The organism is Bacillus sp. FSL M8-0166, from assembly GCF_038008825.1.
Taxonomy (GTDB): Bacteria; Bacillota; Bacilli; order Bacillales; family Bacillaceae; genus Bacillus; species Bacillus safensis.
In genome coordinates, this window is record NZ_JBBOZZ010000001.1 from 1,550,325 (window position 1) to 1,567,703 (window position 17,379).

17 protein-coding genes are annotated in these 17,379 nt (G+C 44.3%); 2 read left to right on the forward strand and 15 right to left on the reverse strand.

What is annotated here, in order from left to right; genetic code table 11:
- Window positions 1–3 precede the first annotated feature (3 nt).
- From NSS92_RS08260 to proG, 4 genes are all read right to left on the reverse strand, one after another.
- The gene (locus NSS92_RS08260) at window positions 4–966 is read right to left on the reverse strand and encodes an ABC transporter permease (RefSeq protein ID WP_024424622.1); all 963 of its coding nucleotides are present in this window, start codon (window positions 964–966) and stop codon (window positions 4–6) included.
- Entirely contained in the window at window positions 963–1,898 is a 936-nt protein-coding gene (locus NSS92_RS08265; RefSeq protein ID WP_041116384.1) for an ABC transporter permease, read from the reverse strand. Before NSS92_RS08265 ends, NSS92_RS08260 begins: the two co-directional genes overlap by 4 nt.
- A gap of 18 nt (window positions 1,899–1,916) precedes the next feature.
- Window positions 1,917–2,741 carry a M55 family metallopeptidase gene (locus tag NSS92_RS08270; protein WP_251215598.1) on the reverse strand — a complete coding sequence of 275 codons (825 nt, stop codon included), beginning with the start codon at window positions 2,739–2,741 and terminating at the stop codon, window positions 1,917–1,919.
- A gap of 189 nt (window positions 2,742–2,930) precedes the next feature.
- Window positions 2,931–3,755: a pyrroline-5-carboxylate reductase ProG gene (gene proG, locus NSS92_RS08275; protein ID WP_267586077.1), complete on the reverse strand. Its 825-nt coding sequence runs from the start codon at window positions 3,753–3,755 to the stop codon at window positions 2,931–2,933.
- 169 nt (window positions 3,756–3,924) lie between these two features.
- On the opposite strand from proG, the gene NSS92_RS08280 reads away from it, so the two are divergent.
- Window positions 3,925–5,232 (forward strand): S1C family serine protease, encoded by a 1,308-nt coding sequence (locus tag NSS92_RS08280; RefSeq protein WP_340867308.1) that lies wholly within the window; start codon window positions 3,925–3,927, stop codon window positions 5,230–5,232.
- Window positions 5,233–5,265: 33 nt separating this feature from the next.
- On the opposite strand, the gene NSS92_RS08285 is transcribed toward NSS92_RS08280, so the two are convergent.
- The gene (locus tag NSS92_RS08285) at window positions 5,266–6,222 is read right to left on the reverse strand and encodes a ring-cleaving dioxygenase (protein WP_340867309.1); all 957 of its coding nucleotides are present in this window, start codon (window positions 6,220–6,222) and stop codon (window positions 5,266–5,268) included.
- Window positions 6,223–6,551: 329 nt separating this feature from the next.
- On the opposite strand from NSS92_RS08285, the gene NSS92_RS08290 reads away from it, so the two are divergent.
- The gene (locus NSS92_RS08290; RefSeq protein ID WP_267586075.1) at window positions 6,552–7,877 is read left to right on the forward strand and encodes an APC family permease; all 1,326 of its coding nucleotides are present in this window, start codon (window positions 6,552–6,554) and stop codon (window positions 7,875–7,877) included.
- A 173-nt stretch (window positions 7,878–8,050) separates the two neighbouring features.
- Here the strand turns inward: NSS92_RS08290 and NSS92_RS08295 are convergent, their stop codons facing one another.
- The 10 genes from NSS92_RS08295 to NSS92_RS08340 all read right to left on the reverse strand — a co-directional run bounded on the left by NSS92_RS08295 (window position 8,051) and on the right by NSS92_RS08340 (window position 17,372).
- Window positions 8,051–8,380 (reverse strand): bh protein, encoded by a 330-nt coding sequence (locus NSS92_RS08295; protein ID WP_142944588.1) that lies wholly within the window; start codon window positions 8,378–8,380, stop codon window positions 8,051–8,053.
- 63 nt (window positions 8,381–8,443) lie between these two features.
- Window positions 8,444–9,400 (reverse strand): sugar-binding transcriptional regulator, encoded by a 957-nt coding sequence (locus tag NSS92_RS08300; protein ID WP_024426787.1) that lies wholly within the window; start codon window positions 9,398–9,400, stop codon window positions 8,444–8,446.
- Window positions 9,401–9,493: 93 nt separating this feature from the next.
- Complete coding sequence (locus NSS92_RS08305) at window positions 9,494–10,279, reverse strand: SDR family NAD(P)-dependent oxidoreductase (protein ID WP_340869957.1); 786 nt, start codon at window positions 10,277–10,279, stop codon at window positions 9,494–9,496.
- Window positions 10,257–10,958, reverse strand: coding sequence for an SDR family NAD(P)-dependent oxidoreductase (locus tag NSS92_RS08310; protein ID WP_340867310.1), 702 nt, complete (start codon window positions 10,956–10,958; stop codon window positions 10,257–10,259). Before NSS92_RS08310 ends, NSS92_RS08305 begins: the two co-directional genes overlap by 23 nt.
- Before the next feature lie 25 nt (window positions 10,959–10,983).
- Window positions 10,984–12,366, reverse strand: coding sequence for a dihydrolipoyl dehydrogenase (gene lpdA, locus NSS92_RS08315; protein ID WP_340867311.1), 1,383 nt, complete (start codon window positions 12,364–12,366; stop codon window positions 10,984–10,986).
- 12 nt (window positions 12,367–12,378) lie between these two features.
- On the reverse strand, window positions 12,379–13,704 hold the full coding sequence (locus NSS92_RS08320) for a dihydrolipoamide acetyltransferase family protein (RefSeq protein WP_340867312.1): 1,326 nt from the start codon (window positions 13,702–13,704) through the stop codon (window positions 12,379–12,381).
- A gap of 17 nt (window positions 13,705–13,721) precedes the next feature.
- The gene (locus NSS92_RS08325) at window positions 13,722–14,702 is read right to left on the reverse strand and encodes an alpha-ketoacid dehydrogenase subunit beta (protein ID WP_267586467.1); all 981 of its coding nucleotides are present in this window, start codon (window positions 14,700–14,702) and stop codon (window positions 13,722–13,724) included.
- Window positions 14,703–14,733: 31 nt separating this feature from the next.
- Window positions 14,734–15,717, reverse strand: coding sequence for a pyruvate dehydrogenase (acetyl-transferring) E1 component subunit alpha (gene pdhA, locus NSS92_RS08330; RefSeq protein WP_267586071.1), 984 nt, complete (start codon window positions 15,715–15,717; stop codon window positions 14,734–14,736).
- A gap of 180 nt (window positions 15,718–15,897) precedes the next feature.
- On the reverse strand, window positions 15,898–16,929 hold the full coding sequence (locus tag NSS92_RS08335) for an alcohol dehydrogenase catalytic domain-containing protein (protein ID WP_340867313.1): 1,032 nt from the start codon (window positions 16,927–16,929) through the stop codon (window positions 15,898–15,900).
- Entirely contained in the window at window positions 16,926–17,372 is a 447-nt protein-coding gene (locus NSS92_RS08340; RefSeq protein ID WP_340867314.1) for a hypothetical protein, read from the reverse strand. The genes NSS92_RS08335 and NSS92_RS08340 overlap by 4 nt, the downstream gene beginning before the upstream one ends.
- Between the last annotated feature and the right edge of the window lie 7 nt (window positions 17,373–17,379).

Here is a 17,379-nt window from a genome sequence, read left to right on the forward strand (position 1 = left end):
CCATCACCTCTTCATCTTTGGATCAAGCGCATCTTGCAAGCCATCACCTAAATTGTTAAAGCAAAACATCGTGAGTGAAATAAAAAATGCCGGGAAAAATAAACGCCACCAATGTCCATTGTCTGACAGCACAGTCGGCAAAGCATCATTGGCCATCACGCCCCAGCTTGCAAACGGCGCTTGAATACCTAAACCGAGAAAGCTTAGGAACGCTTCAGCAAATATCGCGGTCGGCACAGTCAAGGTCATCTGGACGATAATCGGCCCCATCGTATTCGGAAGCAGGTTGCGGCGAATGATCCGCAGGCTTTTGGCACCAAAGGTCTTTGAGGCAAGGACATATTCCTGGCTTTTCAGCTGAAGAACCTGACCTCTCACAATTCTTGCCATTCCAATCCATCCGGTGACAGTGAGCGCTACAATAATGGTGACAAGCCCTGGTCCCATGAGCACCATCAATAAAATGACGACGAGTAAATAAGGAAGACCGTAGAGCACCTCGACAATCCGCATCATGACATGGTCATAGCGTCCGCCTTTATAGCCGGCTATGCCTCCATAAATTACACCGATGGCAAAATCAATCAGGGCTGCCATGACGCCCACAAATAACGAAATGCGTGCTCCGTACCAAGTGCGTGTGAACACATCTCGTCCAAGCTCATCTGTTCCAAACCAGTGAGCAGCCGAGGGAGGCAGGTTTTGCATCGAAAGACGCTGCTCTGTCACACTATTTGGCGCAAGCAATGGGCCTAAGACTGCCATGACAAAAAGAAAAATCAGGACCGATAGGCTAAACATCGCAAGCTTATTTTGTTTCAGCCGTCTCCATGTATCTGCCCAATATGAAAGAGAGGGTCTTTTAATGGCATGGGCTTCCGTTTTCTTTTGCTCTCGAGGAGAAAACCATTCGTCTGGCACTTCAGGATGCCTGTTCGGTGGATCATGCTGAAGGTGTATACTCATGCCTTTCCTCCTTTCTGATGCAGCTGAATCCTAGGATCAAGGAGACGATACGCCACATCGACAATGAAGAGAAGTGTGATTAAAATAATGCTGTAAAAAACAGTGGTTCCCATGATAACGGGATAATCACGGTTGTTAATGCTCTCGACAAAGTATTTTCCCATTCCAGGAATGGCAAATATTTTTTCAATGACAAAACTTCCTGTTAAAATACTTGCGACAAGTGTTCCAAGAATGGTCACAACGGGTAAAAGTGCATTCCGAAGCGCATGCTTAAATACAATTTTAAAGGGAGAAAGCCCTTTTGCTTTGGCAGTACGGATATAGTCTTGCGACAGCACTTCAATCATGCTCGATCTCGTTAACCTGGCGATAATCGCCATTGGGCCGACAGCAAGAGCGATTGTAGGCAGCACCATATGCATTGGACTTGTCCACATCGCTGTAGGAAAGAGCTTCAAATTGACAGCAAGCTGCTGAATTAATAGGGTAGCAAAGATAAAGTTTGGAATGGATATACCGAAAACAGCAATGGTCATGGCGATGTAATCAATCAAACCATTATGCCGGAGGGCAGCCATGACCCCTAGCAGAATGCCAGAGATGACAGCAATCAATATTGAGATAAGACCAAGTTCTAATGAGACTGGGAAGCCTCTCGCCAATAGATCATTGACACTTTCAGAAGGCTTTTTAATGGAAGGACCAAAATCAAAGGTAACAATGGATTTTAAATAGATGACATATTGAACATAGAGTGGTTCGTCTAAGTGATAGTAGCTTTCGAGGTTTCGCTGGACGGTTTCGTTTGTATTTCGTTCTTCATTGAAAGGCGATCCTGGGATGACCTTCATTAAAATAAACGTTAAAGTCGTAATCGTTAAGATCGTAGCAATCATCGCAATAAAACGCTTGAGCAAAAAGCTGGCCATCTGATGTCTCCCCCTCACTTAACAAAATGTTGTACGTGCGGCAAGCTCTGTCATGACAAGCATCGCTTGATAGGCTTCTAATATATTCTCTGCTTGGTACGTCACCGTCGTTGTTCCTTCTATGATGGCAGTACCCGGCATTAAATTCGCCCATTCAGCTTGTCCATAATTGGCAAACTCAATCTTAAGCAGCGGCTGATCAGGAGGCGTCAGCGGCTTCATTTGATCAATCTGTTTCATCGCGGCTTCCACTTGCTGCGAGATTTGTTTATTGACTTTGGCAGGAGGTAAGCATTTCACAGCAGATCTTGATATGGTCTCTTTTACTGCCACTGTTTTCACACCAGGCATCAGCTTTTCTGCCTCACGTGCTGCTTGATCATCCCCGCAAACAAGAATCACTGGAACACCATAGTAGCCTGCAACATACGCATTAAAGCCCATTTCCCCAATTGGATGATCATTTATGTAAAAATGTCTGACCCCAAAAATCATACTGTGTGACATCACACCTTTCATTGATGCCCTTGCATGATAGCCTAAAAAAACAGCTGCATCATAGGTTTGATCCAATCCTTGCACCATTGAATAAGGCTTTACGTCACCTGATATGAGAACTGCCTCTTCATGCAGTTCTTCGATCAAAAGATTATTCATTTTAGAATGACTGTCATTGACCAAAATGTCGGTTGCACCATGCTGAAGAAGCGCTTCTACACAAGCATTCACTTCACCCGTCATGATGCGTCTTCCCCGCTCATAGTTGTGCTGGCGCGAATCAACAAATGTATGATCAGCTAGACCAGTAATCCCCTCCATATCGACAGATACATAGAGCTTCATTCCCATCCCCCTTTAATTAAACATAAAATTTGTGTATATTTTTCTAAATTTTCTAAAAAATTATATGAGAACTTGATTGATTTTTCAATACAATGTCTAAAAATAAGGAATTTAGACTTAGATAATACAGGTCAAAAGACTTTCTCAGAAAGGATTTTTTTAACAAATAAAACACCACTAACTATGTCTTTAGTGGTGTTTATCCGCTTCGTTGATCTGCGATTTCAGCTGTTCATATTTCTTCATGGTTTGTGTAAATAAATCATCAAACATTTGAGGTGCCTGCTGTTGAATGACCTCTGCACCTTCTCCAGTAATTCCCCCTTTTGTCGCCACTCTATCGACAGTTTCAGCAAAGGTTAGGCCTCGTTCTACAAGGACCTGGCCAGTACCTAAAAGGGCATACGTTAAAAATTCATTCGCTTCCTCTAAGGAAAGATCACTATTCCTCACAGCCGCTTTCGCCATTTCTTCAAAAAGAGCAGCGATAAAACCAGGAGATGAGCTTGTCAAATTGCTCGCCGCATCAAACCGGTCTTCCTCAACTTCCCTGACGATGCTAAAAGCTGAAAGCAGACGGTGCAAACGCTCCTTTTCCTCACGTCTTGCTGCTGCACCATGCGCAACAAGTGATACGCCCGTCCCAACAGCTGACGTGAGTGTTGGGATGTATCTAGACACTGGCTGTGTTGTATGCGCTTGTAACTTTTCTAATGTCACAGCTGCTGCTACTGACACAATATGTACCGCTCTCGCTTGAGAAGGCAGCTGATCCAGAACATCAAGTACTGCAAGCGGCGGCACGCAGACAAACAATATATCACATGACGCAGAAAGTTCTTCTAATGAACAAATGTTGATTTCTTGGTGCCTATCTTTAAGCTGAAGCAGGCGCTCCGTTTCACTTCTTGTATGGATCATGATTTGATGAGCATGTAGCACCCCATTCTCCAGCCACTTTTGCACCATCATATCAGCCATACTTCCATATCCAATAATTCCGATTGTCTCCACAGTTTAATCTCCTCTATTTTGCTTAGATTCACTACTTATTTTAACAATTTCCCACAATGTTTTCATTTTTATCCCACACTTTTTTCTTACGATAAAGTCAGTCTCCACCACATACGGTAAAACACCTAGAACACATACATGAAAAAATCAATGAAAGAGAGTGATTCGAATGACACAGCACAAAGATGACAAACACCCTTCTCGTGAACGTCAAACAATTGAACAACCTCAAAAACAGAAAAAGCCAAACGGCTGGCTTAAGCCATTTGTCAGCGGTGTTGTGGGCGGTACATTAGCGTTAGGTGTCTACGTTCTTTCGCCATATGCTCAGCATTCATCAGACAGCACTGCAAATGATTCGGCAGCGAAAACTGAAGCAGTATCGACAAATCACACGAATTCGTCAAAAACAACAGCCGTCCAAACATCAAATTCATCAGGCAGCATCTCCAGCATGGTCGAAAATGTATCACCAGCTATTGTCGGCATTACAAACTACCAAGCGCAAACTCAAACAGACACGAGCTTTGGCGATTTCAATACGCCTTTTGATGAATTACCGCAAAACAAAAGCAGTCAAGAGGAAAAAACCGGTACAGGCTCAGGAGTCATTTTCAAAAAATCAGGCAATAAAGCCTATGTCTTAACAAACAACCACGTCATTGAAGGGGCAAACAAACTAACCGTATCCTTACACGATGGCAAAACCATTGAAGGAAAACTGGTTGGAGCTGATCCGCTCACTGACTTAGCCGTTGTGGAAATTAGCAGCAGTCATGTGACAAAGGTTGCGGCATTAGGCAATTCCTCCTCACTGCGTGCTGGGGAAACCGTCATTGCAATCGGAAACCCGCTTGGTGAAGATCTTTCAAGAACGGTGACACAAGGCATTGTCAGCGGCGTCGACCGAACAGTCTCTATGAACACATCAGCAGGCGAAAGCAGCATTAATGTTATTCAAACAGATGCAGCCATTAACCCAGGTAACAGCGGCGGCCCGCTTCTGACGACAGACGGAAAGGTTGTGGGGATCACGAGTATGAAAATATCTGAAACAGGTGTTGAGGGCATTGGGTTCGCGTTGCCAATCAATGATGTCAAACCAATTGCTGATCAGCTTCTCACAAAAGGAAAAATTGAACGTCCATATATCGGCATCAGCATGCTGGATCTCGAACAAGTTCCAGATGTGTATCAAAAAGAAACACTCGGACTCAAAAGCAGTCAGCTCGATCAAGGCGTGTACGTCAAAGATATCGCCGCAGGTTCACCTGCCGCCAAAGCTGGCTTAAAGTCAGAGGATGTCATTACCGGCATCAATGGGAAACAAATCAAAACTGGCAGCGAATTACGTCATGAGCTATACACGAATGCAAAAGTAGGAGACACCGTGAGCATCACCCTCATTCGAAACGGAAAACAAGAAACAAAGCAGGTCACATTAACACAATCTGAATCTAAGCAGGTCAGTTCCTAATGAAAAAGCAGCTCAGTTGATGAGCTGCTTTTTTTATGACGACTGAATTGGCGTTAATCTTTGTTCAATTTCTGCTCGTTTATGCTCTAGGAACGGCGGAAGGGCTAATTGATCACCAAGTTCGTCCACCCCTTCATCCACTGTAAACCCAGGGCCATCTGTTGAAATTTCAAATAAAATACCATTTGGCTCTCTAAAGTAAAGAGCTTTAAAGTAAAAGCGTTCTACAACACCAGAGTTCGTAAAGCCTGCTTTTGAGATTTTTTCATACCATTTTTCAAGCTCCTCTGCGTCTTTCACACGAAATGCGACGTGATGCACACTTCCTCTGCCGGAACGTTCAGAAGGCCCTTCTGTTTTTTCGATCACATGAATTTCTGTTCCAGCACCGCCATTTCCTGACTCAAAAATGGTCACGATCTCACCATCATTTGATTGTTCACGTGCTCTTTCAGTGAAACCAAGGATGTCCGTTAAAACACGGATCGTCTTGTCAGCTTCTGCAACGGTTAATTCAACTGGACCTAAACCTCTAATCGCAAACTCTGCCGGAATATCGTCATGCACTGGCGGTGAGCCTGCCTCTTGCGTATTCGGTTCTACTGTTAAAAACAGCTGCTGCCCTTCTGGGTCTTTAAAACGCAAAGCAGGTCTTCCGCCTCTCAAGGAAGCTGTTTCTTGCTGCACGCCTTTATCTTCAAACCGCTTTTCCCAAAACGTGAGTGCCTCTTCAGAAGAAACGAGAAGGCCTGTGCTTGTGATCGCATTTGTCCCTTCCAAACGGCGGGCAAGCATTGGAATTTCAAAGAATGTTAGCTCCGTTCCTGGTGAAGCGACCTCATCTCCATAAAACAAGTGATACATAGACGGGTCATCCTGATTGACTGTTTTCTTTACAAGTTTTAAGCCAAGGATTTGGCGGTAGAAATCAACATTTTTATGAGCATTGGCTGTTAACGCAGATACGTGGTGAATCCCATTGATTTTCATTATTTTCACTCCTATTTTAAATTATCTCGAATTCGAGATAATATCCTTATGAATAAAATAGTTCATTTTTCAAGAAAAGTCAACCATTTGGCTGCACGTTTACGGGATGTTCGGTTTCTGGTCATTAAATTAACATTAAGTCATAAATAATCTTTCATCGTTCGTTTTTAACACAACATTCATCCTGATATCTCCAATAAATGAACACTTTTAAATACAAATACGAAAATCAGAAAATTTTTTTAATTCTTGTTTTCCTAAAATCGTATTACAATGAACAAAATACATGTCACAGTAACGTACGAAAGTGATGCAGGAGGTCGTGTGTAATGAACAAAGAACAACCAGCGTTAAAACAAGACATCGGCTTATTTTTCGCCCTATCTCTTGTCATCGGGACCATTATCGGGTCAGGCGTCTTTATGAAGCCAGGCAACGTCCTTTCTTATTCAGGAAGCTCAGACATCGCATTATTCGCTTGGCTGTTAGGTGGAATCTTAACCCTTGCAGGCGGACTGACTGTCGCTGAAATTGGTACACAAATCCCGAGAACCGGCGGTTTGTACGCCTATCTTGAAGAAGTGTATGGTGAATTTTGGGGCTACTTATGCGGCTGGGTGCAGATTATTATTTACGGACCAGCCATCATTGGTGCACTTGGTCTTTATTTTGGTTCATTATTAGCTAATTTATTTTCTCTTTCGACTTTATGGTCTACAACGATCGGCATTATCACCGTTTTATTTTTATGTATCATCAACATCATGGGAACAAAATACGGCGGATTTGTTCAGGGGCTGACCACTATCGGAAAGCTTGTCCCAATTGCCGCTATTATTGTGTTTGGCATATGGAAAGGTAACGAAAACATTTTTATGGCTGTCAACGATAGTATCGCTCAAATGAACTTCGGTGCAGCGATTTTGGCTACGTTGTTTGCCTATGATGGCTGGATTTTACTTGCTGCGCTTGGGGGTGAAATGAAAAACCCTGAGAAACTGCTGCCTCGTGCGATGGCAGGCGGAATTTTAATCGTGACGGCTTGTTATCTCTTTATTAATGTCGCACTTTTGCACGTGCTGCCAGCTGATCAAATCGTCCAGTTAGGTGAAAATGCGACAAGCACTGCTGCTACCATGCTCTTTGGGCCAATTGGCGGGAAAATCATTAGCATTGGGATCATCATCAGCATCTTTGGCTGTTTGAACGGCAAGGTTCTTTCATTCCCACGTGTGATTTTTGCGATGGCAGAACGAAAGCAGATTCCTTTCGCCAACGCGATTTCGCGGATTCACCCAACGTTTAAAACACCTTGGATCGCTGTATTTGTGCAAATTTTGATCGCCATTGTGTTTATGATCGTCAGTAATCCAGAGAAGCTGTCTGAGGTATCGATTTTCATGATCTACATCTTTTATGTCATGGCCTTTTTCGCCGTCTTTAAACTGAGAAAACAAAACAGCGGAATGAAGCGTGCTTACAGTGTACCACTTTACCCGCTGACACCGATCATTGCGATTATCGGTTCATTATTCGTTTTAATCAGCACCATGATCACCGATTGGAAAAGCTGCCTGATCTCCATGCTGATCGGAATGGCTGGGCTGCCTATTTATTATTATATGAAAAAAACACAAAATAAAGCAGAGCGCTAAACAGTGCTCTGCTTTTTTCCTTCTTCTCAGCGTAATAGAAAACCTTTGCAGTCTAGGAAAGACGAGTACCGGAGCGGAGCGAATGTAACATTCGTGAGCACAGGAACGGAGGACTGACAAAGAATGCGAGGGTTTTCCTACACGCTGAAGCAGAGCACTAAACGGCCTCTGCTTCATTTTTTATATTGTTTGATTACTTTGTATGATTCGTTTAAATATCTCATGAGCCGGTATGGTTTACTAAGCACGCGGATTGGGAGCCTTGAGATAAATCCATTCAGGTTCGACTTATATTCCTGCGTCATCCGCTTTGGCTTTGTCGCTATTTTCTCGTATACTTCTTTGTAAAATTCTTTCATGATGTCGACTTGCACACTGATCTTTTGATGACACTCTGTACACTCAACGCTTTTCATCTGATCATTCACATAAACGATGCTGTGGAGGGTCTCTTCTTGGCACCGAGTACAGTGTAGGTTTGCTTCCATTTCGGTTTTCTTCAAGATACACAGCTCCTTTCTCGTTTGATGTTGCTCTTGTTATACCATTCGAACACTGCCAGCCTTTTATTGGACGGATGCTTCCTTTAAAATGGCTGCCGCCGTTAGTTCGTCTGTCACCAGTACTTGGATGAAGCCGCCATTTAAAGCCCCTAAAATACTCTCAGCTTTATGGGTTCCTTCTACAACAGCGATGACCGTTTTGACGCTCTTTAATTGTTCCAGCGATAAGCCAATGACCTTTTGATTCAGTTCATCTTGGACAGGTTTTCCTTCTCCATCAAAGAAACGAAAGCCAATATCACCGACAGCCCCTGATTGCCTTAAACCAGATAAGTCCTCTTCTTTTAAATAACCGACTGTTTTTAAAGTTGACCCTTTATGCGGGTTGCCAATACCGATGAGGGCAATATCCACATTTCTGCCTTCTTCAAGCACAGCTTCTATGTCCTGCATCGCCATAAGCCGTTCTTTTAATTCTTCTGTTTCTAAAATCGCAGGGGCATATAAATAGGAACACGTGCCGTTCATTTTCTTTGCCAGCTCATATGCCAGCTGATTGGCATGAATGTCGACCGCCTGCCTGCCCATTCCGCCCTCTAAAGGAATGACCTTCACATCGTTTCTTCGTTCAAACGGATATTCTTTTACAAGCTCAGCAAGCGTCGTCCCCCATGAAATGCCGATTTTCTCCGCATCTTTCATGTTTTTAGACAAATAATAGGCGCCTGCTTGACCGACTGCCCGCTTCACCATCTCAGACATTGTCCCGACACTTGGGACAACGACCGCATCTGTTAATTGAAAGGTTGTTTCTAGCTGCTTTTCAAGTTCCACCGTATGAATGCTTTCGTCTTTAATGTACACTTCAACGATTCCCACATCTTTTGCTTTTTGTAACAGCTTTGAAATGACTGGTCTTGAGACATTGAGCTTTTTTGCAATTTCCTGCTGCGTCCACCCGTCTGTATAATAAAGATGAGCAACTTTGACGAGCTGTCGTCTTTCTTCCCAATTCAGCATGTGACATCATCCTTTTAATATACTATGATTACCAGTATACCAAACATTCGTTTCCAATTGGAACAATTGTTATGAAAATGACAAAAAGAGCGATTAACTCTCCGCTCTTTTTCCCTCAGTATATTTGGGCTGATACGTTCTCCCTCCGTCTAACAGGATCATTTGTCCGTGCAAATAGCTCCCCTCGCGACGTGTGAGAAATAAAGTGAGTCCTGCGATATCCTCAGGTGTTCCTAATCTTCCGATGGGAATGAGTGATTGCAGCTGCCGTTTCTCCTCTACAGTAGGATAGAGCGTATCAAGCATTTGAGATTCAATTACGCGGGGGGCAATCACATTGATGCGTATTTGATGCGAGCCTAGTTCCTTTACGAGCGAACGCATCAATCCAAAAGCACCTGCTTTTGATGCATAATATTGAATACCGCCTCCTGAACCGGTTATTGCCGATCCCGATCCAATAATGACAACACTGCCTTCCTGCCGCTCACACATATAGGGTGCCAACGCTTTGATGCAATAGTAAAGACCATATAAGTTCACAGCCAGTGTCTTTTTCCAAAGTGAAAAATCGACTTCTAAAAAAGGCAGTGATTTTGTCATTCCTGCTGAATACACAAGGTGAACAATGCCTCCCAGCTCTCTTTCAGCTGCTGATATCATCTGCTGAACACTTTCCCACGATGAAACGTCAGCTTGAAATGTCAGCAGCTGAGGATACTGTGTCTTTAAGAGCGAAAGTCCCTTTTCATCTATATCTGACACGGCGACTTGGTGCCCTTCTTTTAAAAATCGCTCAACTATTTCTTTTCCGATCCCTTGGGCTCCACCAACGATGAGAACTGGTTTTTGATCATTAGCCAGCACTCTCACCCCCATCAAGCATAATCGCTGCGCCATCTGTAAATGCACCATAGGATGTACTGAGGAACACCGTCATATGGGCCACAGTCTCCTTGATTTGCTCTGTATCAGGAACCAAATGGAGAGGAGGCGGCAGCAGCGCAAGCACCCGGATGCCTTTGTCTTTAAATTCTCTCGCTAAACCTTTTGTCATGGCATTCAGCATAGAATTCGATGTAGCATGCGAGATCCCGCCATCACCTGTGATACTGCCTGATGACGATATATTAATGATGCAGCCTTGCTTCTGATCAACCATATGCCATACGGCGGCCTGACTGGAAAGAAAGACGGTATTCACAGCCGATTCCACTTCACCCACCCACTCATCAGGGCTCACGTCATCAAGCTCTGTGCCCGCTCCTTGCTCTGCTTGATTGACCAAAATATCCAGCTTACCGCATGTATCAATCACTTGCCTCAGCATCCGTGCGGCATCACGCGGTGTTTCCAGCGGGTTCTGAATGATACTCGCTCGACCGCCTATTTTTTGAATGTCTTCACGAATGGTTTTAGCCTTTGATTCATCATGAAACGTGTGTAAAAAAACATGTGCATCTGCCCGGGCTAAAGCCAGGCAGATGGCTTCTCCAAATCCATCTGTGCTACCTGTCACAAGTGCCGCTTTCTGATGAAGCTGGACGTGCACATGCATCTCCTCCCTATCCCTTGTTTGGCCATTATTTTCTCAGCTTACTCACGATATCAAGTGCTGCTTCATAAAAACCTTCTGAGATGGTCGGATGCGGATGAATCATTTTCGCCATCTCTTCTGCTGTTCCTTCTAAATACATAAAGGAGGAAGCTTCTGAAATCATCTCTGTGACGTGCGGGCCAACCATCGTCGCGCCAATCACTTCACCATAGACTGTATCGTATACCAATTTAATAAAGCCTGTTTGATCACCTGCCGCTAGTGCTTTACCGCTTGCCGCTAAATCAAATCGTTCTGCCCGCACGTTAAGTCCTTTGGCCTTTGCTTCTTTCTCAGTCAGACCGACACTTGCTACCTCTGGTAATGTATAAATACATCTAGGCATGATATCAGCATTCATTTTTTCAGACACACCGCAAATATTACTGACCGCAACAGCGGCCTCTGCCATCGCTGCATGAGCCAGCTGATAGCCGCCAGCAACATCCCCAACTGCATAGACACCTTCCACACTTGTCTGCATCTTGTCGTTCACCTTGATAAAAGGACCAGCCAGCTGAAGGTCAAGCTGGCTGACGGCAGATACACTCGGTCTTCTTCCTACACAAACAAGCAGTCTTTCAGCCGTAAAGATATGCGTCTCCCCTTTATCGTCTGCTGCATGAACCGCTTTGACTCCTTCGCTTTCCGTCACCTCTGTCACAGTGGTTTTCTTCGCGATATGGATGCCTTTTTTCTTTAATTCTTTTTCAAGCAGCTTAGATGCTTCCTCATCTTCTTGCGGAATAATGGACGGAGCCGCTTCGATAATCGTGACTTTTGATTGAAGACTCTGGAAGATACAAGCCAGCTCAAGTCCAATGACACCGCCGCCAATGATGACGACAGAAGCAGGAATATCTGGGATGTCAAAGATCGTATCACTTGTGTCAAATTGAATGTCTTTAAGCCCCGGTATTGGCGGAATGGCAGGTGAAGATCCCGTAGCAATGATGAGCTCTTTCGTTTCTATCGATTCTGAACCATCTTGTTTTTCAATCTCAATCCGGTGCCTTGTAACAGCTGTACCTCTGCCGTTATATACATCAATCTTTCCTTGCTTTAATAAAAAGGCAATTCCGCCTCTAAGCTTTTCAATGACGTCGTCTTTGCGCTTTCTCATTTTATCGAAGGAAAGGACCATGTCACCTGTTTCAATACCCCAGCTTTTGGCCTTCTCAATTGATTCAATGACTTCTGCATGTTTGAGCAGTGTCTTTGAAGGAATACAGCCCCGATTTAAACAAGTACCGCCTAGAAAATCCTCTTCAATCAATGCGACCTTCCGTCCACGCTCAGCTGCTTGAAGGGCGGCAGTATACCCGCCAGGCCCTCCGCCAATGACTGTCAGATCATACGTTTTCGTCATCCGATTCATCTCCTACATTAGCAATTCAAATGGTTGTTCAAGCACTTTTTTAAGGTCTGTTAAAAAGGCAGCCGCTGGTGCGCCATCTACCACTCGGTGATCAAACGATAAACTAACGCCCATCATTGGCCGCACCTGAATTTCTCCATCTACCACAACAGGTTTTTCTTGAATGCGCCCAACCCCTAAGATCGCCACTTCTGGCTGATTAATAATCGGGGTAAAGGTATCAATGGCATACATACCTAAGTTACTAATGGTAAAAGTGGACCCTTTCAGCTGATCTGGCAGCAGTTTTTGGTCACGTGCGTTTCGGCCGATTTCTTTTGCCTCTTTTGTCAGCTCCTTTAATCCTTTTTGGTTCGCATGAGAAATGACTGGAACCATTAAGCCATCTTTTACAGCGACAGCAAGACCAATGTGCACATCATCATGGAAATGAAGCTCATTTTGTTCAAATGTCATATTGATATGCGGGTGGCGTGTGAGTACGTTGCTGACCGCATGAATCATAATTTCTGTGAACGACAGTCTGTAGCCTGTCTCTTTTTCAATCGCTGGCAATAGCTGTTTGCGTATTTCTTTCGCTTTTGTCATATCGATTTCACTTGTTAATGTCACGTGCGGTGCTGTAAAGGCACTTTGTGACATGCGATCAGCGATCACTTTTCTCATACCAGCTAGTTTTTGTGTTTTCACTGGAGAAGACTCTGCTGTTTGTGCAGCTGCTGCCGTTACATCACTCTTCATGATTTTTCCGTGCGCACCAGATCCAGCAACATTCGCTAAATCGATTCCTTCACGAGCAGCCACTTTTTCTGCAAGCGGTGACACGCGCTGATCTTTCTCATTAGATTGGACAGCCGCCTCGACGTCCCGCTTTTGAACTCTGCCTTTAGGTCCTGTGCCAGATACCTCATGAATCGCCACATGATGATCCTTTGCCGTTTTTCTCGCCGCAGGAGTGGCACGCACTTTTTCATTAGGTGTTTTTGGGGCTTCAGTAGAACTGGATGAAGCCGTGTCTGATGAAGCCGATTCGCTGCTGTCTGGTGAATCTTCCTCTGATTGTGCTGGCGGTTCGCTTGGCACTTGTTCATTTGCCTCTCCGATGTATCCAATGACAGCATTGACCGAAATTTGATCATCGGCTTCATAATATTTCTTTAGAAAAATACCATCATCATATGCTTCCACCTCGATATTGATCTTGTCTGTCATAATTTCAAAAAGAGGCTCACCGACTTCAACCGAATCTCCTTCTTCTTTAAACCATTGAAGCAAGGTGCCGACTTCCATCGTACTGCTTAGCTTCGGCATAAATATCTCTTTTGGCATGATCTTCTCCCCTTTACTTAAGAGCGCACAAGCTCTTTTGCTGCTTCAATAATATCTGGCACTTGTGGAATGACCGCTTTTTCCAGCGTCGGGTTATATGGTATTGGGACCGCAAGACCGCCAAGTCGTTTAATTGGAGCATCTAAGTAGTCAAAGGCTTCACTTTCCGCTATCATACTTGCAATCTCTCCGCCATAGCCGCCTCGTTTTACCGCTTCATGAACAACGATACATTTACCTGTTTTCTTCACAGATTCGATAATGGTTTCTTCATCTAATGGGACAAGTGTTCTTGGGTCAATGATTTCAACATCGATTCCCTCTGTTTCTAGTTCCTTTGCCGCTTCTAACGCTTTGTGTACCATAATCGCTGTTGCTACTATCGTGACGTCCTTCCCACTTCTTTTCACATCTGCTTTTCCTAGAGGAATTGAATATTGCTCTTCAGGCACTTCACCGATTGTTTTATATAAAAGCTTGTGCTCGTAGAAAATGACAGGGTTGTCATCATCCATCGCTGCTTTTAAAAGACCTTTTGCATCATAGGCTGTTGAAGGCTGAACCACTTTGAGTCCTGGAATATGTGCCATCCACGCTTCTAAGCTTTGTGAGTGCTGCGCCGCTGCACCCGTTCCCGATCCTGCTGGCGTTCTTACAACGAGCGGCACCTTCCCTTTTCCTCCAAACATGTATCGCGTTTTGGCTGCTTGGTTCACAAGCTGATCCATTGCGATTGTAATAAAGTCAGAGAATTGAAGTTCTAAAATCGGACGCATACCGGTTAAAGCCGCTCCGACTGCCCCACCTGCGATGGCAGCCTCTGAGATAGGTGTATTGCGAACGCGCTCTGGCCCAAATTCTTCAATCATGCCGCGCGTGACCCCAAAAGCACCTCCATATACGCCAATATCTTCACCTAAAATGAAGACATCTTGGTTTTCTCTCATTTCCTGACTCATAGCCTCTCGAACGGCTTCTAAATATGAAATCTCTCTCACTGTTGTTTTTGTCACGTGATTCCCCTCCTAATTAGGCGTATACATCCTCTAATAGTGTGTCGATTGACGGTTCTTTACTGTTTTTGGCGAATTCTACAGACGCTTCAATTTCCTGCTTCGCTTCTTCCTGTAAGCTTGCTGCCTGCTCTTCTGTCAAAACATTCAGTTCAATCAAAAGAGACTTAAAGCGTTTGATTCCGTCTTTTTGTCTCCACTCTGTCTCTTCTTCACGTGTACGGTATTTTTTCGCATCACTCTTAGAGTGACCCTTCCAGCGGTACGTTTTCATTTCAATGAGTGATGGACCTTCTCCCGCTCTCGCACGGCTGACTGCTTCATCTACTGTGTTCATAATTTTGACCATGTCATTTCCATCAACCGTTTTTCCTGGCATTCCGTAGCTTTCTGCTCTTGTTGAAATATCTTCAATGTTGATCATTTCTTTCACAGGGCCAGACATGCCGTACTGGTTGTTTTCACAAATAAACACAACCGGTAAATCCCAAATGGACGCAAGGTTCAAAGCTTCATGGAAACTGCCTTCATTTGTGGCACCATCTCCGAAGAAACAAAGAACAACAAAACCTTCCTGCTTCATTTTAGATGTGAGCGCTGCACCTGTTGCCAGCGGGATACCGCCGCCAACGATTCCATTTGCCCCAAGATTTCCTTTTTCTAAGTCCGCGATATGCATCGAGCCGCCTTTTCCTTTACAATAGCCGGTTTCCCGTCCAAACAATTCAGCCATCATTTTATTGACCTCGGCCCCTTTTGCAATACAGTGACCATGTCCCCTGTGTGTGCTGACGATCTTATCTTTATCTTTTAATACGGCAATCGATCCAACAGCTGATGCTTCCTGTCCAACACATAAATGAGTGGTGCCATGGATAAGTCCCTTTGCAAAGAATTGATCGACCTTTTCATCAAAATATCTCACTAACCACATTTGTTTATATAAATCTGCTAATTTCTCATGACTAATCTGTTCAGGCAAAGTGATTTGTTTTTGCATTTCTTCTCTCCCCTTTACATTTGTTCTTATATGTTACATTTGTAATCATCATACGTTTAAGTGTCATCGAAGTCAAGCATTTCTCTCTCATTTTTAAGCGTTTTCATTTATTATCAGAAAAAAAGAGAAAGGCAAAGCCCTTTTCCAAAGAACTTCTCTTTCTCTTTCAATCTCATACACTCATTCATCTGGATACATCATGATTTTGACGCTCTCACCCTCAGGGTGCCTCGCACATTCTATCGCCTGAAGCAGCTGGCTTAACGGATAACGATGCGTCACCATCTTTTCAGTGTTGACCACTTTTGCTTTCAGAAGCTCAAGGGCTTCACGATAGTGATATGGATGAGAGGAAAAGGCTCCTACTACCTTCACTTCATCATTGAAAAATCGTTCAGCAGGAATGGCCACATCGCCCTTTGGAAAATGAGCAAACACCAAAATCGTCCCGCCTCGCGCTACAGCCTGAAACGCCTCTTTTAAAAGCGCACTGCTCCCAACAGAAATAATAACGAGGTCTGCTCCCTTTCCATTTGTTTCTTTCATCACCCGGTTTTCCACTGGCTCGGCTGCTGGATGAAAAGCGATGTCAGCACCTAAACTCCTCGCTTGCAGCAGCCTGTTCTCATTCACATCTGTTATCATCACTTTCCCAGCCAAATAATATTTGGCGAGCTGCAATTGAATGCAGCCAATTTGCCCCGCTCCAAGGATCAAGACGGAATCTCCTGGATGAACAGGAGCTCGTTCAAACCCATGCAGACAGCAGGCAACCGGTTCTACCATCGCCCCTTGCTCATACGATACGTCTTTTGGAAGCTTGCCCATCGTGTGCTTGACATGCAAAGCAGGTACACGGATATATTCTGAAAACCCGCCCGGCTCTACATTTGTGGCTGTAAACTGCGGACACATCGTATAAAATCCCTTTTGACAAAAGTCACAGGTGAAACAAGGCACATGATGCGCCACATAGACCCTGTCTCCCGTTTGGACATTTGTCACGCGCTTGCCGGTCTCGACAATATCACCAGCGATTTCATGTCCCAGCACCGTCCCAGGAGGTACTGTCTCATGCGTTGCTTTATAAATATCCGTTCCGCATAAGCCGCAGGCTCGCAGCTTTAACAGAACTTCATCATCACCAATGACTGGCCGGTTCCGCTCCTCATACCGAATGTTCTCTGAAGAATAAAAGACAGCTGATTTCATGTAGCGGCATCCTCCTTTTCATCACCCTTCGCAAAATCCTGCAACGTTTGAACAAGCTGCTTGTACTCACTCATCTCACTGGATATCCAGTAGCGCCCTCCGAATATACGAGCTGGCCCCACCCTGACATAGACTTTCCCGATATGAGGATAAGGCTTTAAAAAAAGCTTTCCTTTAATATCAGAAACTGCATATGTGTGCCATCTGCCAAAAGCCCCTATCTTCAGTTGATCGTCACTAATGATGACGTTTGTCGGCTGGTTCAGTCCTGTGATACTAGAAAGCATGAGAATAGGCAGCGTATAAACGCCTAACACAGCTAACGGCTCAGGTCCTGCTGACCATAACGTATAAAGAGACCAGAGAAAAAACAGAGAGATGAGCACGGCTGGAAGAAAAATAGACAACACTGCAGACGTTCGGCTATAAGCATGCTGCTGCATGAGACTT